General features: G+C 44.8%; 14 protein-coding genes, 2 tRNA genes and 3 rRNA genes. 13 read left to right on the top strand and 6 right to left on the bottom strand.

What is annotated here, in order from left to right; translation table 11 throughout:
- Positions 1 to 182: 182 nt before the first annotated feature.
- The gene (gene mpl, locus PYW33_RS15110; protein WP_004647145.1) at positions 183 to 1,547 is read right to left on the bottom strand and encodes a UDP-N-acetylmuramate:L-alanyl-gamma-D-glutamyl-meso-diaminopimelate ligase; all 1,365 of its coding nucleotides are present in this window, start codon (positions 1,545 to 1,547) and stop codon (positions 183 to 185) included.
- Between the two features lie 242 nt (positions 1,548 to 1,789).
- Here mpl and PYW33_RS15105 point away from each other — a divergent pair, with 242 nt between their 5' ends.
- From PYW33_RS15105 to PYW33_RS15090, 4 genes are all read left to right on the top strand, one after another.
- On the top strand, positions 1,790 to 2,131 hold the full coding sequence (locus PYW33_RS15105; protein WP_004647146.1) for a DMT family protein: 342 nt from the start codon (positions 1,790 to 1,792) through the stop codon (positions 2,129 to 2,131).
- 198 nt (positions 2,132 to 2,329) lie between these two features.
- A complete protein-coding gene (purE, locus tag PYW33_RS15100) occupies positions 2,330 to 2,842 on the top strand; it encodes a 5-(carboxyamino)imidazole ribonucleotide mutase (RefSeq protein WP_004647147.1) in 513 nt (170 codons plus the stop codon).
- A 15-nt stretch (positions 2,843 to 2,857) separates the two neighbouring features.
- A complete protein-coding gene (locus PYW33_RS15095; protein ID WP_004647148.1) occupies positions 2,858 to 3,979 on the top strand; it encodes a 5-(carboxyamino)imidazole ribonucleotide synthase in 1,122 nt (373 codons plus the stop codon).
- Positions 3,980 to 4,693: 714 nt separating this feature from the next.
- Positions 4,694 to 5,986, top strand: coding sequence for a lytic murein transglycosylase (locus tag PYW33_RS15090; protein WP_004647149.1), 1,293 nt, complete (start codon positions 4,694 to 4,696; stop codon positions 5,984 to 5,986).
- Positions 5,987 to 6,099: 113 nt separating this feature from the next.
- On the opposite strand, the gene PYW33_RS15085 is transcribed toward PYW33_RS15090, so the two are convergent.
- Positions 6,100 to 7,227 (bottom strand): anhydro-N-acetylmuramic acid kinase, encoded by a 1,128-nt coding sequence (locus PYW33_RS15085; protein WP_004647150.1) that lies wholly within the window; start codon positions 7,225 to 7,227, stop codon positions 6,100 to 6,102.
- An 80-nt stretch (positions 7,228 to 7,307) separates the two neighbouring features.
- On the opposite strand from PYW33_RS15085, the gene tyrS reads away from it, so the two are divergent.
- From tyrS to PYW33_RS15040, 9 genes are all read left to right on the top strand, one after another.
- Complete coding sequence (tyrS, locus tag PYW33_RS15080; protein WP_004647151.1) at positions 7,308 to 8,522, top strand: tyrosine--tRNA ligase; 1,215 nt, start codon at positions 7,308 to 7,310, stop codon at positions 8,520 to 8,522.
- A gap of 530 nt (positions 8,523 to 9,052) precedes the next feature.
- Complete coding sequence (locus PYW33_RS15075) at positions 9,053 to 9,346, top strand: hypothetical protein (RefSeq protein ID WP_004647152.1); 294 nt, start codon at positions 9,053 to 9,055, stop codon at positions 9,344 to 9,346.
- Positions 9,347 to 10,080: 734 nt separating this feature from the next.
- Positions 10,081 to 11,618: ribosomal RNA gene (locus PYW33_RS15070) — 16S ribosomal RNA — on the top strand.
- 60 nt (positions 11,619 to 11,678) lie between these two features.
- Positions 11,679 to 11,755: transfer RNA gene (locus PYW33_RS15065), tRNA-Ile, on the top strand.
- 71 nt (positions 11,756 to 11,826) lie between these two features.
- Positions 11,827 to 11,902 (top strand) — tRNA-Ala (locus tag PYW33_RS15060).
- 389 nt (positions 11,903 to 12,291) lie between these two features.
- A 23S ribosomal RNA gene (locus PYW33_RS15055) occupies positions 12,292 to 15,186 on the top strand.
- A gap of 204 nt (positions 15,187 to 15,390) precedes the next feature.
- Positions 15,391 to 15,505 (top strand): 5S ribosomal RNA (rrf, locus tag PYW33_RS15050).
- Together the 16S, 23S and 5S rRNA genes with 2 tRNA genes alongside form the textbook arrangement of a ribosomal RNA operon.
- Positions 15,506 to 15,696: 191 nt before the next feature.
- Positions 15,697 to 16,869 carry a PQQ-dependent sugar dehydrogenase gene (locus PYW33_RS15045; RefSeq protein WP_004647153.1) on the top strand — a complete coding sequence of 391 codons (1,173 nt, stop codon included), beginning with the start codon at positions 15,697 to 15,699 and terminating at the stop codon, positions 16,867 to 16,869.
- 639 nt (positions 16,870 to 17,508) lie between these two features.
- Positions 17,509 to 17,667 (top strand): tautomerase family protein, encoded by a 159-nt coding sequence (locus tag PYW33_RS15040; protein WP_016807035.1) that lies wholly within the window; start codon positions 17,509 to 17,511, stop codon positions 17,665 to 17,667.
- Positions 17,668 to 18,013: 346 nt separating this feature from the next.
- On the opposite strand, the gene PYW33_RS15035 is transcribed toward PYW33_RS15040, so the two are convergent.
- From PYW33_RS15035 to ileS, 4 genes are all read right to left on the bottom strand, one after another.
- Complete coding sequence (locus tag PYW33_RS15035; protein ID WP_004281216.1) at positions 18,014 to 18,556, bottom strand: NADPH-dependent FMN reductase; 543 nt, start codon at positions 18,554 to 18,556, stop codon at positions 18,014 to 18,016.
- A gap of 136 nt (positions 18,557 to 18,692) precedes the next feature.
- The gene (locus tag PYW33_RS15030; RefSeq protein ID WP_004281217.1) at positions 18,693 to 19,175 is read right to left on the bottom strand and encodes an FKBP-type peptidyl-prolyl cis-trans isomerase; all 483 of its coding nucleotides are present in this window, start codon (positions 19,173 to 19,175) and stop codon (positions 18,693 to 18,695) included.
- A complete protein-coding gene (gene lspA / locus PYW33_RS15025) occupies positions 19,168 to 19,707 on the bottom strand; it encodes a signal peptidase II (protein ID WP_004281218.1) in 540 nt (179 codons plus the stop codon). Before lspA ends, PYW33_RS15030 begins: the two co-directional genes overlap by 8 nt.
- Positions 19,700 to 22,546: an isoleucine--tRNA ligase gene (ileS, locus tag PYW33_RS15020; RefSeq protein WP_004647154.1), complete on the bottom strand. Its 2,847-nt coding sequence runs from the start codon at positions 22,544 to 22,546 to the stop codon at positions 19,700 to 19,702. Before ileS ends, lspA begins: the two co-directional genes overlap by 8 nt.
- Positions 22,547 to 22,559 lie beyond the last annotated feature (13 nt).

The following is a 22,559-nucleotide window of genomic DNA, read 5'->3' as shown; positions in this document are numbered from 1 at the left end:
CTTGTGTACAGATTGCAACAAAAGATCATCCGAGATAGTTTAGAGATAAATCTGCTCTTTGGGTCAATGTTTAAATCATAGGATTGCAGGATCAGAACAACTGTTCACTTTTGCTGAAGCAAGGTTTTAATATGCTAAAAAAAGCCCGCTAGGCGGGCTTCTTCACTTCACTTAAATCTGTTTTATGCTTGTAAAACAGTGATCAGCTTCTGATGCAAACCACCAAAACCGCCATTCGACATAATTACTACGGCATCGCCCTCACCTGCTTCTGCCACCACGGTCTGAATGATGTCATCCAGTGTGCGTGCAACTTTGGCTTTGTTTGGCGCAGCCTCAATGACCGGTTGCAGATCCCAGTCCAGGCCTTCCGGTTGATACCAGATCACTTCATCGGCCAGACGTGCTGAATGAGCCAAGCCATCTTTATGACTACCCATGCGCATGGTATTGGAGCGCGGTTCAATAATCGCCCAGAGTTTGCGTTCACCCAGGCGTTTGCGCGCGCCTTCTAAGGTCGTATCAATCGCCGTCGGATGATGGGCGAAGTCATCATAAACCTCGATACCACGAACAGTGCCTAACAGTTCCATACGGCGTTTCACCCCACCAAAATTCGACAGCGCTTCACAGGCGGTTTCAATTGATACGCCAACATGTTCAGCAGCGGCAATGGTGGCCAAGGCATTGGCCACCGAATGCTGCCCGGTCATATTCCACTGTACTTCGCCTTTGACAACGCCCTGTTGCAGGACTTTGAAATGTGAACCATCTGCTGACAATTGTTCTGCATAAAGTTCAGATTTTTCGTTGGCATCCAGACTGGTGCGCACTACAGGCGTCCAGCAGCCCTGCTCCAGCACTTCATCAATATTGCTTTCAGTAATCGGCGCGATAATCCGGCCTTCACTTGGAATAGTACGAACTAAATGATGAAACTGTTTTTGAATTGCGGCCAGATCATCAAAGATATCGGCATGGTCAAATTCCAGGTTATTTAAAATTGCGGTTTTTGGATGGTAATGCACGAACTTGGAACGCTTGTCGAAGAAAGCAGAATCGTATTCATCGGCTTCGACACAGAAATATTTCCCACCACCGAGACGCGCACTTTCCGAAAAGCCCAATGGCACACCGCCAATCAGAAAACCTGGCTCCAGACCGGCTTGATCCAGTACCCAAGCCAGCATCGTGGTGGTCGTGGTTTTACCATGTGTTCCGGCGACACCCAGCACGTGTTTACCTTGCAGAACATGATCAGCCAGGAACTGCGGACCTGAAATATAAGGCAGATCTGCATTCAGCATATATTCGACTGCATCAATACCACGCTTCATGGCATTGCCGACGATTACCAGATCCGGATGAGGCTGTAAATGACTGCGGTCATAACCCTGCATTAAAGTGATGCCCGCATTTTCAAGTTGGGTCGACATGGGTGGATACACATTCAGGTCTGAACCTGTTACCTGGTGGCCCAGATCGCGTGCAAGTAGCGCTAACGAGCCCATAAAGGTGCCACAAATACCCAAAATATGCAGATGCATCTACTTTACTCCGTTCCTGTCTGACCCATCACTTTATATTGGTGCTGTTGTCATGATTTATTCAATTTGCAAGCAACGATAGCAAGGCTTTAGCTGAAAAGATAGTGAAAATTCTGGCCTTGTTGTGGGATTTTTTAAATCCTGTTTCACGGATAAATTCAAAGAAAATTTCAAAGCGATGCAATATCTTTTCGCCAAATAAACCGTAAAATAAGTTCGACTTTTTTGCAGAGTGCATGCAAATGCTGCCGGCTTTATTTCTTCTGGTAATTGCCAACTGTTTTATGACCCTGGCCTGGTATGGGCATTTAAAATTTTTGCCGCATGATGCACCGCTCTGGCAAGCGATTTTGTTCAGCTGGGCCATTGCCCTGTTTGAATATAGTCTGATGATTCCGGCGACCAAATTACTGGCGCAGCAAGGACTCGCAGTCGGTCAAATGAAAATTACCCAGGAAGTCGTGACCTTACTGGTCTTTGTTCCTTTTATGATTTTCATGTTTAAGCAGCCTTTTAAACTGGATTATCTCTGGGCTGCTTTATGTCTGTGTGGATGTGTCTATTTTGTATTCCGCAGTTCCTAAATAGTTGTAACTGCGGCTACTCCCCTATTTTTATTCCAGTTTTTGAAAATTCGATAAAAAAACAAGAAAAATCGAGCCTTGCTTTGACCGTTAAATTTTATGAAGCTGAATTTTCAGTCTATAATACGCACTCCTATTCAAGCTTGGCTCTCTCGTCGAGATTTATCTTTTCTCACTTTAATCTCTGGAAAATTTGCAATGAATGCGGCTGCTGCACAAGATACTCCTCTCGTAGGTATTATCATGGGTTCTCAATCAGATTGGGCAACTCTCGAACACACTGCCAATATGCTCAAGCAGCTTGGTGTCCCATTTGAAGCCGAAGTTGTTTCTGCACACCGTACCCCAGACCGCCTGTTTGAATATGCCGAGCAAGCGCGTGATCGTGGTATTCAGGTAATTATTGCCGGTGCAGGTGGTGCAGCGCATTTACCGGGGATGTGTGCGGCGAAAACTGATCTTCCAGTTTTGGGTGTACCGGTGAAATCTTCGATTTTAAACGGTGTTGATTCATTGCTGTCTATTGTGCAAATGCCAGCAGGTATTGCAGTCGGTACCTTGGCGATTGGTCCTGCCGGTGCCACCAATGCTGCCATTATGGCCGCGCAAATTCTGGGTTTGACCCGTCCAGAAATCGCAAAAAATGTTGCAGATTTCCGTGCAGCGCAAACAGATAAAGTGGCAAGCAACAATATTCCAGGCCAGGCTTAAGTCGAGACACAGATTATGGATAAAACCATCGGTATTTTTGGTGGCGGTCAGCTGGGTCGTATGATGGCGCAAGCGGCACTTCCATTAAATATTCAATGTACATTTTTTGAAGCCAGCACAGACTGCCCTTCTGCTGCTTTGGGTCCGGTGATTTCGAGCCAAGCTGAAAATGGTCTGCAAGACTTTATTAACAGTGCAGATGTATTTAGCCTGGAATTTGAAAACACGCCCCTTGCAGATGTCGATGTACTGACACAAAGCAAGCAATTGCATCCATCACGTCAGGCTTTGGCGATTGCCCAGCATCGTCTGTCTGAAAAAGCCTTGTTTGATGAACTGGCAATTCCGGTTGCACCTTACAAAGCGGTCACTTCACTGGAAAGCTTAGAGGCTGCTGTAGCGGAACTGGGCTTGCCGATCGTACTGAAAACCTCGCGTGGCGGTTATGATGGCAAAGGACAATTCGTTTTACGTTCGGCCGATCAGATTGATCAGGCCTGGGCAGAGTTGGGTCCTGCAGGTGAACTGATTGCTGAAAGTTTTGTGGCTTTCTCGCGTGAAGTATCCATCATTGCGGTACGCGGCCAAGATGGTGATGTTAAAACCTGGCCATTGGCGGAAAATCATCATCATAACGGCATTCTGTCGCACTCGATTGTGCCGGCACCGAACAGTGCAGATTTGCAGCCGGTGGCGCAAGATTACATCACTCGTCTGCTGAATCACTTGAACTATGTCGGTGTGCTGACCCTTGAGCTGTTTGTGACAGACAATGGCCTATATGCCAACGAGATGGCACCACGTGTGCATAACTCGGGTCACTGGTCGATTGAAGGTGCAGTATGTTCGCAGTTTGAAAACCATGTGCGTGCCGTGGCAGGTTTACCTTTAGGTTCAACTGAAGTGATCCGCCCAACTGTCTTGGTGAACATCATTGGTCAGCATCCGAAATCTGCAGATGTACTTGCTCTGGAAGGTGCACATTTGCATCTTTACAACAAGTCAGAGCGCGAAGGCCGCAAGATTGGTCACATTACCCTGATGCCAAATGACAGCGCGCAATTGTCTGTACTTTGCCGCCAACTGGCGAAAATTTTACCGAATCCATTGGCATTGAGCGAAGATATGACCATCTAGGCTTTAACTTGCTGATAAAAAAAGCGATCACTTCGGTGATCGCTTTTTTATTTGTCTGCTTTCAGGCATGATTGCGCCTCTTCAAAAATACCTGCCATTGGTCGGATCAGTTTTTAAATCAATTGCTTATAAACTGATCAATTGAGTATAAATATAACAATCCAATAAAACCTTTTTTACAGCTGAATTTTGCCATATTCACTTGTAGATAAGCTTGAAATCAAAGTTTGAATTTAAAACTGGAAAGCAGTTTTGAATTTAAATTCATAAAAATAAATTCAAATTTAAATCGCACTTTGAATTTAAACTTGCGCTTTTAAATTCAAAAAATATGAATTCAAATTTAAAACTGGATAAATGAATTCAAAGTTTTTGAATTTAAAAATATTAGCCCATTATTCAAATGAATTTAAAACAAAAACGAGTGTAATTAGAGCATGTTGATGATCGTGACTCGCTTTTCCTGAAACAAGTTATCCCCAGTAATTTTTTAAATTCAAAAATAATTCCAAATGTTTTGAATTTAAATTTAAAAATCCTGCTGATTTGAATTTAAAGCAAGCTTGTGGATAACTCGTGTTTAAATTTAAAGATTACAAAATGAATTTAAAAGTGTAGGAATTATGAATTTAAATTTACGCATTGGCGCTTTAATTTTCATCATGAGCTGCTAAGGTAGAAACATAATTCAAAATCTAAATATTCAAGGGTCTTATGCAACGGCTTGCACTTTTTATTGGTTCTGTGGTCTTGGCTGCTTCACAGGCACAGGCTGAACTTATTATTAATGGTCAACGTGTCACGCCGACTGATTTGACCTCTAGTTCAAATATCCCGAATTATGCCTCCCAAAATAATTTTCAAAACTGTCTCGCCAATTTGCGCAGTCAAGCTGTTGCTAGAGGTGTAAGCGGCAGTACCTATGATCGTTATACCCAAAACTTAAGCCCTGATTATTCAGTGATTGAACGCCTGAATTACCAGCCTGAATTTTCTACCCCGATTTGGGATTATCTGTCTGGTTTGGTGGATGAAGAACGGGTTCAGCTCGGCCGGCAAAAATTACAGCAACATCGTGAGGTACTCAATCGTGTTGCTGCCACCTATGGTGTACCTGCAGAAACGGTAGTTGCGGTATGGGGTGTCGAAAGTAATTTTGGTGATATTTCAGGGAAATATCCTTTATTACAGGCTTTAGGAACTTTGAGCTGTGAAGGTCGTCGCCAGAGTTATTTCCGTGGTGAGTTTTTTACTACCATGAAACTGTTACAGCGTGGCGATGTACGTGAAGAACAATTAAAGGGTTCCTGGGCAGGTGCATTTGGTCATACCCAGTTTATGCCATCGACTTATGATGAGCTTGCAGTTGATTTTGATGGTGATGGCCGACGTGATCTGGTATCCAGCATTCCGGATGCACTGGCATCGACCGCCAACTTTTTAAGCAAGCGTGGCTGGCAGAGCGGGCAACCTTGGGGCTTTGAAGTCAAGATTCCGCAAGGCATGTCGGTTTCCGGTGAAGGCCGAAGAAATAAAAAATCCTTGAGTAGCTGGATTAATCAAGGGGTGGTTCGTGCCGATGGTTCGGCATTGGTTCAAGGAAATTTATCGCAATCTTCTCAGGCCGGATTACTTGCGCCTGCGGGGCCGAATGGTCCGGTGTTCTTGGTCTTTAAAAACTTTGATGCTATTTATAGCTATAACGCGGCAGAAAGTTATGCCTTGGCGATTGCGCATTTATCCGATCGCCTGCAAGGTAAAGGTTCATTTATGGCCACATGGCCTACTGATGATCCGGGAACTTCGCGTGCAGAACGTCGTGAGATCCAGCAATTTCTGTTAAACCGTGGCTATGATATTGGTGCGGTGGATGGTCTGATTGGAGATAAAACCCGTCAGGCGATTCGTCAGGAACAGCAGCGTTTGGGCTTGAGTCCAACAGGTCGTGCTGGTCAGCAGATTCTGCGGGCCTTTAGAAATGAAAATGCCAAACGCATGATGCAATAAATTCTTGAGCATAAAATTTAAAATCAAAAAAGGTCTGCATTTATGCAGACCTTTTTTGATGACTGTTTTTGAGTAGCTATATAGTCATGCAAGCTAATAGTAATTAGCTGAATTTAAACAGCAGTAATGGTACCGAGGACGCGATAGCCAGCGGCACCAGTGACTGCTGGCAGGTTACCATTCAGCTGATTCATAAAACGCATGGCCAGCCAGGCAAAGGCCGTGGCTTCAACCCAAGTCGGGCTTAAACCAAGATCGGCCGTAGTTTGTACGCTCCATTCATGTTTGCGCAGGCGCCAGCGCAACTGCTCCAGTAAATGTGAGTTATAGGCACCGCCACCGCAAACAAAAACCTGTCCGGTATCCATGCCAGAGCGGTAAATTGCTTTTTTAATGGCACGGGTAGTGAGCTTTAATAAAGTCGCCTGTACATTTTCTGGAGTATCTTCCAGTTCATCGTATTGCAGGTCATTGCGCCAGTCAGCAATCTGTTCATCCAGCCATTCCAGGTTGAAATCTTCACGACCGGTACTTTTCGGAGGTTCTTTGGAGAAGAATTCGTGTGACTGCAAGCGATCAAGCAAACTGCGAATCGGGGTGCCATAGGCTGCCCAGTTGCCATTTTCATCAAAAGGCTGACCGGTATAACGGGAACACCAAGCATCCATCAAGATATTGGCCGGTCCGGTATCAAAACCATAAACCTCTTCAGGCTTCCCGGCAGGCAGCAGGCTGACATTGGCAATGCCACCCAGATTTAAAATTACCCGGTGAATGCTGTCATGCTGGAAAATATCCTGATGAAATGCTGGAACTAAAGGTGCTCCCTGACCACCTGCCGCCAGATCACGACGACGGAAATCTGAAATCACCGGAATCTGAGTAATTTCAGTAATGATGTTCGGGTCACCAATTTGCAGGGTAAAACCATGTTCAGGACGATGCCGGATAGTCTGGCCATGCGAGCCAATCGCCTTGATTCTGGATTTATCCAGGTTATTTTTTTCAATCAGCGCATTAATACCATGACCAATCATTTGTGCCAGTGCAACATCAGCCTTGCCCATGCGGTCAATTTCATTTTCATCTGGCAAGGTTAGTGCCATCAGCTCGTCCCGAAGGTCTGGATCAAATGCCAAAGTGAGTGTGGCATGAAGCTGGAGTGGATCAAAAGAAGCAGCAACAATATCGACACCATCCATGCTTGTGCCGGTCATTACCCCAATATAGATCGCTGTCATGGTTATTCTTAAGCCTGCAATATGCTGAAAAAGTGTTAGTATATCGCACAAATTGAGTAACTGATGTATTGGATTTTGTGATGTCAAATTTCCTGCCGGCTGAAGAACAACTTGCCCTCATTCAACGAGGCACCCACGAAATTATTTCTGAAGAAGACCTTCTCAAGAAATTAAAATTGAATCGTCCATTAAAAATTAAAGCGGGTTTTGACCCGACTGCACCTGATTTGCACTTGGGCCACACGGTTCTCATTAATAAGTTAAAAGTATTCCAAGACTTGGGTCATGAAGTGTTGTTTCTGATCGGTGATTACACGGCGATGATCGGTGATCCAACTGGTAAGAGCGCAACACGTCCACCATTGTCACGTGAACAGGTTTTAGAGAACGCTAAAACATATCAAGAACAAGTGTTTAAGATTCTTGATCCAAACAAAACCAAAGTAGTGTTCAATTCGGAGTGGTTTGCACAAAAAACTGCGGCTGATCTAATTCAATTGGCATCACAGCAGACGGTTGCGCGTATGCTCGAGCGTGATGACTTCACCAAGCGTTATAACAACCAGCAGCCGATTGCGATTCATGAATTTTTGTACCCATTGGTACAAGGCTATGACTCTGTTGCGCTGGAAGCAGATGTTGAATTGGGTGGTACAGATCAAACCTTTAACTTGTTGATGGGTCGTACCTTACAAGGTCGTTATAACCAAGAAGCACAAGTATGTATCACAGTGCCAATCCTTGAGGGTTTAGATGGCGTCAACAAGATGTCTAAATCTTTAGGTAACTATATTGGTGTATTTGATGCGCCGGGCGCGATGTACCAGAAAGTGCTTTCAATGCCGGATGCATTGATTGAGCGTTATTTTGATCTGCTGAGCTTCAAAACCATTGAAGAAATTCAACAGTTATTAAAAGAAGTGGCAGAAGGCCGTAATCCACAAGAAGTCAAAAAGATTCTTGCGCTGGAGCTGGTTGAGCGTTTCCACGGTGCAGAAGCCGCTGCCAATGCGCATAAAGGCGCGGGCAATATCATTACTGAAGGTGAATTGCCTGAAGGTACGCCAGAAGTGACTATTTCACGTGGCGAGTTTGGTGGTGAAATCTTTATTACCTCGATTTTACGTGAAGCAGGTTTAACCAAAAATGCAGCCCAGGCTAAGGATGCATTAGGCCGTGGTGCAGTGAAAGTGGATTGGCAGACGGTAGATACGACGTATTCTGTGAAAGAGAACGTGACTTTGATTGTTCAGGCCAGCAAAAAAGCAATTGCTAAAGTCACTTTTGTTGACTAAAAAGCGGATAAGTTATTGAAATAAAAGCAGGCTTCGGTCTGCTTTTTTTATTGATGTCCTATATTTAAAAATCAAATAAGTAAAGTCAAAAAAAACCCTATGAAAACAAGAGTTAATTTTTCCCAAATCACTTGCTTTTCATCTTTATTATGTATAGGATTTATTCATCTAGAGAATTCGTTTAGAGCATCTAGAGGGTAGTAAAAATAATAGTACTCCACAACTGAGAAAGTCTCTTTTCCAAGAGGCTCTTTTTAAAAGCTTTAAAGCGAATAACTATAATAATGACATAATGGATCGGGTAAAGATTCAATTGTAAGGAGGAGATTTTGGGAGAGATCTCTTCCTTTTTTATTTATTCTGATTGCGTAATCAAGATATAAATCTGCATGCCTACTCTTCTTGTTGAACAACTAAACTTAAAATTAACTAGCAAATTGGGCTTAGGTGAATGACCTCTAAGAATGAGTTCATTTCAATTGACTGTGAAAAAAGAGCAAAACATAAAAAATTAAAGCAGAGGTGATTGAATGTATCGCTTTCCAACAGAAAATATTTTTGATGAACAAATCGATTGCATATTACGGTTCTTATTTGAATACCAGCCAGTCGAACAAAAACAGCAACTCTATGGATCTGTCTATACTTTATTTATGCAGCTTGATCTGGCCGCGCATTACTTTCTATTTTCCCTGATTGAAGAGCAGTTACCGCGACGCGCGAAATTATTCTTTATTGCCGAGGATTATCAGGGTAAGAAAGACATGATTGTAGAGGTCATGCAACATTGGCGTGGACAGCAACAGCAGGAAAAAGTCGCTTAATGCAAAATAACAGACTTTATCTTCTATATATAAGTGATCTACGCATGGTTTTGGGATTCGAAAACTAAAAATGAATACTTCTTTTATATAGCAGCCCAAGAATAGGCTTTTATAAAAGCTTTTTACGTAAAAAATAACTCACAAATTAAGGAGTCTAAGATTTAGATCGGCTTACTGAGCGAGATAGATTAATTTTGGTTTTCTTTTGACGTGCTAATTTAAATAAAAGACAAGGTTTCAATGTTAAAAGGCTAAAAATACTATTTTAACGATTATTGTGATAGCTTTTAGGTCTAAATGAATTTTCAGTTATAAAAATAAAATGACGTGTTTAGTGCATTTATTAAATAAAAACGCTTAAAAATTAGATAAAAAAGCGATTTTTTAGCAATTTTTGTAGAAAAAAAAGACATACGTGAAAAATATAGTGAATTGGGGGTTGCAATGATTCTGAAATCCTCTAGAATGCACCCATACCGACGAGATAGACGGAAACGAACGAAGCAGAATGGCGGAGTTGTTAAGTTTATCGAAGTCCAGCTTCTAGCACTGACGAGGTGTTAGAAAGATCATTAAGAGATTATGAAGAACAACTTGTGTGGATTTTTACTGGTTGATCGATCGAAATTATTTTCATTGATTGATGGTAGAAATTACTCGAAGTTTATTTGAGAAATATTTGTCAGAAAATTGATGAGCCAAGATTGGCACCCTTTAAGGTGCTACATAGTATTAAACTGAAGAGTTTGATCATGGCTCAGATTGAACGCTGGCGGCAGGCTTAACACATGCAAGTCGAGCGGGGAAAGGTAGCTTGCTACCTAACCTAGCGGCGGACGGGTGAGTAATGCTTAGGAATCTGCCTATTAGTGGGGGACAACATCTCGAAAGGGATGCTAATACCGCATACGTCCTACGGGAGAAAGCAGGGGACCTTCGGGCCTTGCGCTAATAGATGAGCCTAAGTCGGATTAGCTAGTTGGTGGGGTAAAGGCCTACCAAGGCGACGATCTGTAGCGGGTCTGAGAGGATGATCCGCCACACTGGGACTGAGACACGGCCCAGACTCCTACGGGAGGCAGCAGTGGGGAATATTGGACAATGGGGGGAACCCTGATCCAGCCATGCCGCGTGTGTGAAGAAGGCCTTTTGGTTGTAAAGCACTTTAAGCGAGGAGGAGGCTACCGAGATTAATACTCTTGGATAGTGGACGTTACTCGCAGAATAAGCACCGGCTAACTCTGTGCCAGCAGCCGCGGTAATACAGAGGGTGCAAGCGTTAATCGGATTTACTGGGCGTAAAGCGCGCGTAGGTGGCCAATTAAGTCAAATGTGAAATCCCCGAGCTTAACTTGGGAATTGCATTCGATACTGGTTGGCTAGAGTATGGGAGAGGATGGTAGAATTCCAGGTGTAGCGGTGAAATGCGTAGAGATCTGGAGGAATACCGATGGCGAAGGCAGCCATCTGGCCTAATACTGACACTGAGGTGCGAAAGCATGGGGAGCAAACAGGATTAGATACCCTGGTAGTCCATGCCGTAAACGATGTCTACTAGCCGTTGGGGCCTTTGAGGCTTTAGTGGCGCAGCTAACGCGATAAGTAGACCGCCTGGGGAGTACGGTCGCAAGACTAAAACTCAAATGAATTGACGGGGGCCCGCACAAGCGGTGGAGCATGTGGTTTAATTCGATGCAACGCGAAGAACCTTACCTGGTCTTGACATAGTAAGAACTTTCCAGAGATGGATTGGTGCCTTCGGGAACTTACATACAGGTGCTGCATGGCTGTCGTCAGCTCGTGTCGTGAGATGTTGGGTTAAGTCCCGCAACGAGCGCAACCCTTTTCCTTATTTGCCAGCGGGTTAAGCCGGGAACTTTAAGGATACTGCCAGTGACAAACTGGAGGAAGGCGGGGACGACGTCAAGTCATCATGGCCCTTACGACCAGGGCTACACACGTGCTACAATGGTCGGTACAAAGGGTTGCTACCTCGCGAGAGGATGCTAATCTCAAAAAGCCGATCGTAGTCCGGATTGGAGTCTGCAACTCGACTCCATGAAGTCGGAATCGCTAGTAATCGCGGATCAGAATGCCGCGGTGAATACGTTCCCGGGCCTTGTACACACCGCCCGTCACACCATGGGAGTTTGTTGCACCAGAAGTAGGTAGTCTAACCTTAGGGGGGACGCTTACCACGGTGTGGCAGATGACTGGGGTGAAGTCGTAACAAGGTAGCCGTAGGGGAACCTGCGGCTGGATCACCTCCTTAACGAAAGATTGACGATTGGTAAGAATCCACAACAAGTTGTTCTTCATACGATGTATCTGAGGGTCTGTAGCTCAGTTGGTTAGAGCACACGCTTGATAAGCGTGGGGTCACAAGTTCAAGTCTTGTCAGACCCACCAAATCTGACTAACGAAGCATGAAAGTGCTGAAGCAAACAGAACAGAACGATACATTGACTTATTGATAAGCTGGGGACTTAGCTTAGTTGGTAGAGCGCCTGCTTTGCACGCAGGAGGTCAGGAGTTCGACTCTCCTAGTCTCCACCATACATTGCTTCGCAATGTATCAAACATTAAGCAAACAGTTTGATAGCTTATAGAGCTTAGTGATTAAGTTGCGTATACTACGCGGCATTGTTATTAAGCTCTGTGATTTATCACAGCGTCTAGACCTGACGAAGGCTAGATCAATCATTAACAGAATATATTTGAGTTGAAATAAATTGTTTAAGGCTCAGAACTAAATTGACATTGAAATATGACACGCAAGTGACATGTTTGAATGAAGATGCAGAACTGAGAAACTAGCGATTAACTGAATCAAGCGTTTTGGTATATGAATCTAATTGAAGCTGTACAGTGATTAAGTTCACGAGACACTAAACTGTATGTTGGTTGATCTACTTGTAGGATCAAGCGACTGTTTGGGGTTGTATAGTCAAGTAATTAAGTGCATGTGGTGGATGCCTTGGCAGTCAGAGGCGAAGAAAGACGTGATAGCCTGCGAAAAGCTCCGGGGAGGCGGCAAATATCCTGTGATCCGGAGATGTCTGAATGGGGAAACCCACTTACCATAAGGTAGGTATTGCAACATGAATACATAGTGTTGCAAGGCGAACGAGGGGAAGTGAAACATCTCAGTACCCTTAGGAAAAGAAATCAATTGAGATTCCCTCAGTAGCGGCGAGCGAAAGGGGAAGAGCCCATTAAGTCATATAAGTTCTAGTGGAACGCTCTGGGAAGTGCGACCGTAGACGGTGATAGTCCTGTACACGAAAGGGCTTATATGATGATGTCGAGTAGGGCGAGGCACGTGAAACCTTGTCTGAATATGGGGGGACCATCCTCCAAGGCTAAATACTCCTGACTGACCGATAGTGAACCAGTACCGTGAGGGAAAGGCGAAAAGAACCCCTGTGAGGGGAGTGAAATAGATCCTGAAACCGCATGCATACAAGCAGTGGGAGCCGGCTTAGTCCGGTGACTGCGTACCTTTTGTATAATGGGTCAGCGACTTATATTCAGTAGCAAGGTTAACCGCATAGGGGAGCCGTAGGGAAACCGAGTCTTAATAGGGCGTTTAGTTGCTGGGTATAGACCCGAAACCAGGTGATCTATCCATGAGCAGGTTGAAGGTTGGGTAACACTAACTGGAGGACCGAACCCACTGTCGTTGAAAAGCCAGGGGATGACTTGTGGATAGGGGTGAAAGGCTAATCAAACTTGGTGATAGCTGGTTCTCCCCGAAAGCTATTTAGGTAGCGCCTCGGACGAATACCATTGGGGGTAGAGCACTGTTTCGGCTAGGGGGTCATCCCGACTTACCAAACCGATGCAAACTCCGAATACCAATGAGTACTATCCGGGAGACAGACTGCGGGTGCTAACGTCCGTAGTCAAGAGGAAAACAATCCAGACCGCCAGCTAAGGCCCCAAAATTATAGTTAAGTGGGAAACGATGTGGGAAGGCATAGACAGCTAGGAGGTTGGCTTAGAAGCAGCCACCCTTTAAAGAAAGCGTAATAGCTCACTAGTCGAGTCGGCCTGCGCGGAAGATGTAACGGGGCTAAAACTATATGCCGAAGCTGCGGATGCATAATTTATTATGCGTGGTAGGGGAGCGTTCTGTAAGCCGATGAAGGTGGATTGAGAAGTCTGCTGGAGGTATCAGAAGTGCGAATGCTGACGTGAGTAACGACAATGCGAGTGAAAAACTCGCACGCTGAAAGACCAAGGGTTCCAGTCCAACGTTAATCGGGGCTGGGTGAGTCGACCCCTAAGGCGAGGCCGAGAGGCGTAGTCGATGGGAAATTGGTTAATATTCCAATACTTCTGTGTAATGCGATGAGAGGACGGAGAAGGTTAAGTCAGCCTGGCGTTGGTTGTCCAGGTGGAAGGTTGTAGGCATGTATCTTAGGCAAATCCGGGGTACTCTATGCTGAGAACTGATAGCAAGCTGTACTTGTACAGTGAAGTGGCTGATACCATGCTTCCAGGAAAAGTCTCTAAGCTTCAGTTACACAGGAATCGTACCCGAAACCGACACAGGTGGTCAGGTCGAGTAGACCAAAGCGCTTGAGAGAACTCTGCTGAAGGAACTAGGCAAAATGGTACCGTAACTTCGGGAGAAGGTACGCTGTTGTCTGTGATAGGACTTGCTCCTTGAGCGGCCGACAGCCTCAGAAACCAGGCCCCTGCAACTGTTTATTAAAAACATAGCACTCTGCAAACACGAAAGTGGACGTATAGGGTGTGATGCCTGCCCGGTGCTGGAAGGTTAATTGATGGGGTTAGCGTAAGCGAAGCTCTTGATCGAAGCCCCAGTAAACGGCGGCCGTAACTATAACGGTCCTAAGGTAGCGAAATTCCTTGTCGGGTAAGTTCCGACCTGCACGAATGGCATAATGATGGGGGCGCTGTCTCCAGCAGAGACTCAGTGAAATCGAATTCGCCGTGAAGATGCGGTGTACCCGCGGCTAGACGGAAAGACCCCGTGAACCTTTACTGCAGCTTGACATTGAACTTTGATCTTACTTGTGTAGGATAGGTGGGAGGCTTTGAAGTCGCGACGCTAGTTGCGATGGAGCCGTCCTTGAAATACCACCCTGGTAATATTGAGGTTCTAACTCTGTCCCGTTATCCGGGACGAGGACCATGTCTGGTGGGTAGTTTGACTGGGGCGGTCTCCTCCTAAAGAGTAACGGAGGAGTACGAAGGTGCGCTCAGCGTGGTCGGAAATCACGCGTAGAGTATAAAGGCAAAAGCGCGCTTAACTGCGAGACCCACAAGTCGAGCAGGTACGAAAGTAGGTCTTAGTGATCCGGTGGTTCTGTATGGAAGGGCCATCGCTCAACGGATAAAAGGTACTCTGGGGATAACAGGCTGATACCGCCCAAGAGTTCATATCGACGGCGGTGTTTGGCACCTCGATGTCGGCTCATCTCATCCTGGGGCTGAAGCAGGTCCCAAGGGTATGGCTGTTCGCCATTTAAAGAGGTACGCGAGCTGGGTTTAGAACGTCGTGAGACAGTTCGGTCCCTATCTACCGTGGGCGTTGGAAATTTGAGAGGATCTGCTCCTAGTACGAGAGGACCAGAGTGGACGAACCTCTGGTGTACCGGTTGTCACGCCAGTGGCATCGCCGGGTAGCTATGTTCGGAAGGGATAACCGCTGAAAGCATCTAAGCGGGAAGCCTACCTCAAGATAAGATTTCCCCGAGACTTTATGTCTCCTAAAGAGCCGTTGAAGACTACGACGTTGATAGGTTGGATGTGGAAGCATAGTGATATGTGAAGCTGACCAATACTAATTGCTCGTGAGGCTTGACTATACAACACCCAAACAGTTGTTGTACGAACTTCGAAAGAAGTGAGGATCAATTGATTCGATATTAAGCAAAACAGCTTGATTTAGTGAACGCTAAAGAACAAACTATCCAACTCAGATATATCTGTTAATAACTCATTTGATGAAAGCTAGGCACGAAGAGCACTGCTCTGAGGTTAGACCCAAGCAAATAGTCATAAACAGTTGTGCTGGCGACCATAGCAAGAGTGAACCACCTGATCCCTTCCCGAACTCAGAAGTGAAACCTCTTAGCGCTGATGGTAGTGTGGGGTTACCCATGTGAGAGTAAGTCATCGCCAGCTCATTATTCGAAATCCCCCTCCGCTAAGGCAGAGGGGGATTTTTTTTATGCGCAAAAATTACAAATACAACTTCAACATTAACTCGTTTTATAGCTTTTAAAATGTATCTATTTACCTTTCTCTGCTGAATTTACATTAGAAATTCGGTATCTTGATGTTAATTTGAACAATAAATCAGTATGGAGAAGATAATGTTGTCGCAATTTAAAATAAAAATTCTACTCAGTTGTTGTGCTTTAGCATTTACTGCCTGTCATGCAGAGAATTCATCTTCTAGAAGTACTCAAGAGACCTCTACATCAGCTGCCAAATCGGATGCAGTCTCTTCAAGCATGCAAAAATATAAAGCTGAACAGGTTGCTCAATTTAATGAGCCGTGGGCGATTACTACTTTAAATGATGGCCGGCTATTGATTACTGAGCGTAAAGGAAAATTGCAGTTCTTTGATCCAAAAACCAAGAAAAAAATTGAAGTTAAAGGCATCCCTCAAGTCGCATATGGAGGCCAGGGTGGTTTAGGTGAAGTGGCCTTACATCCAGATTTTGCAAAGAATCGGTGGGTATATCTGAGTTATGCCGAACAAGGCCAAGGCGGATATGGTGCAGTGGTAATCCGTGGCAAATTGGACTTAAATCAAGCCACCCCTCAACTGACACAAATTGAACGGATCTGGACGCAAGTGCCGAAATTTTCAGGCCAGGGACATTATGCCCATCGGATTGTATTCGGGTCGGATGGTAAGTTATGGATCAGTTCGGGAGAACGTCAGCAATTCAACCCTGCACAGGACATGCAATCTAATGCCGGTAAAATTATTCGCCTGAATGATGATGGCTCAATCCCTGCCGATAATCCGTTTATGACTCAGGGTAAAATTGCCCAGCAGGTCTGGAGTCTTGGACACCGTAATCCTCTAGGCATGGCTTTTGATCCGAAAGGGCAGCTTTGGGTGATCGAAATGGGACCGAAAGGCGGCGATGAACTGAACAAGATTATCAAAGCTAAAAATTATGGTTATCCACTGGTATCCAATGGCGATCATTATGACGGCAAGCCGATTCCTGACCACAGTACCCGCCCTGAATTTGAAGCCCCGGCACTGGATTGGACTCCGGTAATTTCTCCTTCAGATTTAATGTTTTATACTGCTAATGTCTTCCCGAAATGGAAAAATAAAGCGATTGCGACCGGTCTGTCTTCCAAGGCGATTGTGATTGTAGATACCACCCAGACTCCAGTGAAAGAAGTTCAGCGTCTGGATATGAAAGAGCGGATTCGTGGGGTTGCTCAGACACAGGATGGTTCACTGTGGGTGATTCAAGATGGTCCGCAAGCAGGTTTGTTAAAAATGACAGCACCTTGATCTTCTGCTCTGAAGATACTTATCTGAAAATGAATTATTGAAAGGTGGAATAACGGAGCATGAGCTGACCCTCTGAATAAAAGGATTTTTAAGCTGATGCTGACATGAAAGAAAAAGGCCTCTACATCCTGTGAAGGCCTTTTCATATTCTGTTAAAGGTATAATATCTGTTATACCGATCAGCATCCTGCTATGTGAATTTTTTTATTTTTCTTACAAGACTTCCTGTCTTGGTATGATTTGAATATAGCCTGAAGCGATACAGCGCAATAGGGCAGTTTGACTGCATGGATTGTAGGTCAAAGCCGACAGTCGAATTTTAAAAAAGATAAATTCAAAAATACTGTTTCAAACTGATCATCCGACCAAATCATAAACTGCGGTGATGATTTTGCTGTATTTTAGCGAGAGAATACTCTTTTAATATGCATCAACTGATATAAATAAAAACGTCGATAAAATAATAAAAAGGAAACTCCTATGCCTACGATTCAAATTGAAGTTCGGCAATAATATCCTCAAGCAGTTGAGGAACAATTGCTCAACAGCGTATTTCATTGTGTGAAAACTGCCTTTCAGCTGCCTGAATATGATCGTAATATTCGTCTGGTCGTGTATGAAGCGCATCGTTTTCAGTAGATGAGTCATTTAGCTCAGCCTGAATATTTTACCTTGATCAGTATTGACTGTTTTGCTGGCCGCAGTCTGGAGACCAAGCGCAATTTGTATCAGCAGATGGTCAAAAGTCTCGTGGAAATCGGTATTCCTGCAGATCATATTCTGATTCATCTGAGATAAAGTGCATTGGAAAATTGGGGGATTCAGGGAGGGCAAGCCGCCTGTGATGTTGATCTCGGGTTTAAGGTGGATGTCTGATGCATCCCGATTAGTATTCAAGTTAAATCTAAAGTTTAAAAACAGAAAAGCCTCAACATCCTGTCGAGGCTTTTCTGGATTTGCTTCTCAGATCTGACTCCTGTCTAATCTGTCAACGTCCTGTTGATTGGCACTTTTTATTGTTGTCGTATCGCTTTGCAGACTTCCTGTCTGTCTATGTACTCACTATAGCCTCGCATAAAACGACCGTATAGCGGCTAAACTCTGCGCTGCATGTAGGCTAAAACGTACAGGGCTGTCGTCCACATTAAGCACTGACATATTGAATCAGTCTATCTACCACAGCTTTTAAGTTTTTATTATCAAATTCATTGCCTTGGAAGGAATAATCTTTGTTGCGCGCAAAGATGTCCCGGATTTCAATCACGGCATTGGTATCCACCAGTCCAAGTTGAGTGCCGACTTGACGAATCTGGTCAATTGAACGTGAGCCGTTGGTCGCACCATAACCAATATAAGCTGCCGGTTTGCCTTGCCATTCCTTGCCGAGATAATCCAGGGCATTTTTCAGGGCAGGGCTATAGCCATGATTGTATTCAGGCGTGACAAAAATAAAGGCATCGCCAAGCGCAATCTTGTCGGCCCAGTCTTGCTGTTTGGGTTGATCATAAATTCCGGTCAATGGCGGATGAGCACCGGAAAATAGCGGAAGATCCCATTCTTTTAGATCGACAATTTCAGTTTCTAAAGTGCTAAAGGCATAACTTTTAATTTCCTGCAGTACCCAGTGTGCCACTTTAATCGCGGTACGTCCCTCACGCACACTCCCAACCACAATATAAATTTTCATATTTCATCCTTTCTTCGGGTCTGATCATCAAATTAAATTAATCAGATTTCAGGAAGGTGACTAGAGATGATTTGTATCCGGAAAATAAAAAAGCTCCCGAAGGAGCTTTTTTAAAATCAGTTAATTAGCTGATGTCTTACATCAGTTTAATGCCTTGCTGACCCGCAGGTGTCACTTTAAAGATTTCCACTTCAAAGGTGATGTTTTTGCCTGCCAATGGATGGTTAAAGTCCACTTCAGTGATGTCATCATTCACCGATCTCACCACGCCATACAGGGTGGCTTTGGCTTTGTCTTCAAACTCGATCATGTGACCTTCGATCGGACGTTCTCCGAACTTCACCGTATCAAATTTCTGGATGTTTTCTGGATTCCATGGACCAAAAGCATCTTCTGGCGGCAGGCTCACCGTACGACGGTCACCGGCACGTAAACCAAACAATGCTTTTTCAAAACCAGGCAGTAAATTGCCATCACCAATCACCAGGCTGACCGGTTCTTCACGGCTACGGGTATTGTCAATTTCCACGCCATTTTCGATTGCGACAGAAAAGTGCAGCTCGACTTTAGAACCGTCTGCAACCCGGGTTTCTTCGTTAGGATGAATAAAATCAGTCATGTTGTGCTTGCGCCCGTTGAATTCGATGTTTTTCTAAGAAAAAGGTATCAATCAGCATCAGAATAGTGCCTACAGTAATAGCACTATCTGCGATATTGAACGCAGGGAAGTGGCTGTTCTGGTAATACACATGAATAAAATCGACTACATAGCCGAGGCTGACCCGGTCGATTAAATTACCGATGGCACCACCCAGAATCAGGGCAATCGCCAATGGTAAAATTTTCATGTCTTTTGGCATGCGCATCAGCCAAAACACAAAGATTACAGACACTAAACCTGCCAGTGAAGTAAAGAAATAGCGTTGCCAACCACCGGCATCGGACAGGAAACTAAAGGCAGCGCCATAGTTATGTAGCAGTGTCCAATTTAAAAAGGGCAGCACAGGAACAGGATCTGCATAGTTCAGATTTGTCACTGCAATCCATTTGGTCCATTGATCCAGAATGATCGCCAGAATGGCCAGTCCAACCCACCATAAATTATGTGGATAGAACTGGAATAAGCCCTTTTTGGTGTGGGTATTAGGCATATTTTCTCTCTTCGCCTTGGCCTGTAGGAAGGTTGATGATACAACGACCGCATAGACCAGGATGTGCAGAATGTGTATTTACATCTGGTAATACATGCCAGCAACGTACGCATTTTTCGCCATCAGCTGCTGAAACTTTCACATTCAAGCCTTCAAGATCAGACGCTTCACCTTGTGCTGCATCAAACTCATTGACGATCACTTGTGATGTGATCAGTACGAAACGAAGCTCATCACTTAACTTATCTAGCACTGCTTTTAATTCGGCATTTGCCCAAAGTTCAACTTTGGCAGACAAGTTAGAACCGACAGTTTTCGCGGTACGTGCAGTTTCAATGAATTTGTTTACTGCAGATTTCACGGCAATGAGCGTTTGCCATTCAGCTTCAGATACTACATTTGCAGTTGAAGCCACAGGAATATCATACCATTCAGCCGTGAACACGTATTTCTCTGATTGCTCAGGAATTAACGGCCAAGCTTCTTGTGCAGTGAAGCTCAGGATTGGTGACATCCAACGCACGAATGCTTGTACCAAGTGATACAACGCAGTTTGTGCAGAATGACGTGCTTGCGAATCCGCTTTCGTGGTGTATTGACGGTCTTTGATGATGTCTAAGTAGAAACCACCCAAGTCATTGATACAGAAATTAGTCAGAGCAGTCGTTACGATATGGAAGTTCATATCTTCGTATGCTTTCTTAATGGTTTCTTGCACTTCAGATGCACGTTGCAGAATGTATTGATCCAGCGCGATCAATTGATCTACAGGAAGCGCATCTGTTGATGGTTTGAAGCCATTCAGGTTAGCAAGCAAGAAACGAAGCGTGTTACGGATACGACGATAACCGTCAGAGGCACGGCTAAAGATTTCTTTACCAGCGGTCATTTCATAACGGTAATCCGCAGAGGCGATCCAGAAACGTAGACCATCCGCACCCATATCTTTAATGATGTCTTGCGGCGTGATCACGTTACCGATCGACTTGGACATCTTGCGGCCTTTTTCATCGACCACGAAACCGTGGGTCAACAAGCCTTTATACGGTGCGCGTTCGTTAATCGCAATCGAAGTCAATAACGACGACTGGAACCAGCCACGGTGTTGGTCTGAACCTTCTAGATATAAATCGGCAGGATCAGTCAGTTCTTCACGTTCACGCAGTACGGCATAGTGCGTTGTACCTGAATCGAACCAAACGTCTAGCGTGTCGCGTACTGCATTATATTGTTCAGCGTCCGCACCGATAAACTCAGATGCATCACGGTTGTACCAACCATCAATGCCTTCCTGCTCGATTAGTTTCGCGACTTCTTCGATCAGTTCAGGCGTACGCGGGTGCAATTCATTGGTATCTTTATGCACGAAGAATGGAATTGGCACGCCCCAAGTACGTTGACGTGAGATACACCAGTCTGGACGGCCTTCAATCATCGCCTGGATACGGTTTTTACCCCAGTCCGGTACGAAGCTGATCTCGTTTTCAATCGCATTCAGTGCATTCTGACGCAGACCTTTGGCATCCATGCTGATGAACCATTGTGGGGTCGCACGGAAGATAATCGGGGTTTTATGGCGCCAGCAATGCGGGTAGCTATGCTTGATCACTACATGTGCCCAAAGCTTGGTCGCTTCAGTTAATGCTGCAATAATTTTTGGATTGGCTTTGTAGATGTGCTCGCCTGGGAAGATTGGCGACGTTGGTAAATACACACCATTACCACCGACTGGGTTTTCAACTTTCAAGTTGTACTGTAAGCCAACTTTATAGTCGTCCACACCGTGACCCGGTGCAGTATGTACAGCACCTGTACCGCTAGCATCGGTGACGTGTTCACCCAAAATCACAGGCACTTGGCGTTCAGCAATGAGCGGATGTTGGAGAACTAAATTCTCAAGTTTTGCACCTGTGAATTCAGCAAGTACTTCAAATGCAGTAAAGCCATAACGCTGAGTCGCAGACTCAACCAATGATTTCGCCAAGATAAAGTTTTGTGCAGCTTTATCTTCCGCTGTTGCTTTAACCAATTGGTATTCAAGCTCAGCATGCAGTGCAACCGCCTGGTTAGCAGGCATGGTCCAAGGTGTGGTGGTCCAGATCACGATGTCAGTACGATCAGCAACCTCTACGCCTAAACGAGCAGATAAATCAGCTAAATCAACAACGGTAAAACCAACATCAATCGCGTCGGATTTTTTATCTTCATATTCAACTTCAGCTTCAGCCAATGATGAACCACAGTCCAGACACCAGTTGACTGGTTTAAGACCTGGCTCGATATGACCTGCTTTTGCGATTGCACCCAGTGAACGTACGATGTCGGCTTCTTGTTTGAAGTTCATCGTGAGGTAAGGATTGTCCCAATCCCCGAATACGCCCATACGTACGAAGTCTTTCTTTTGAAGTTCAACTTGGGTGTAGGCATATTCACGGCAGGCTTTACGGAAGGTAGACGCATCTACCTTCACGCCGACTTTGCCGACTTTTTCTTCGACTTTGAGTTCGATTGGCAAACCGTGACAGTCCCAGCCCGGTACATACGGTGCATCAAAGCCATCCATGACACGGCTTTTGATAATGATGTCTTTGAGTACTTTGTTGACCGCATGGCCCAAATGGATTTGACCATTGGCATAAGGAGGGCCGTCATGAAGCACGTATTTTTTCTTGCCAATACGCGATTCACGAATCTGCTGATAAATGTTGTCGGCATACCACTCTTCTAACCATTTCGCTTCACGTACTGCCAAATTTGCTTTCATTGCAAAGTCAGTACCTGGGAGGTTTAGCGTGGCTTTATAGTCCACTGCATTTTCAGGAGTTTGCTTATCGCTCATGCAAGTCGTCTTC

Source organism: Acinetobacter lwoffii (assembly GCF_029024105.1).
In the GTDB taxonomy this organism is placed as follows: domain Bacteria; phylum Pseudomonadota; class Gammaproteobacteria; order Pseudomonadales; family Moraxellaceae; genus Acinetobacter; species Acinetobacter lwoffii.
The sequence above is the reverse complement of the archived record's forward strand: the minus strand, read 5'-3'. Positions and strand labels throughout refer to the sequence as shown.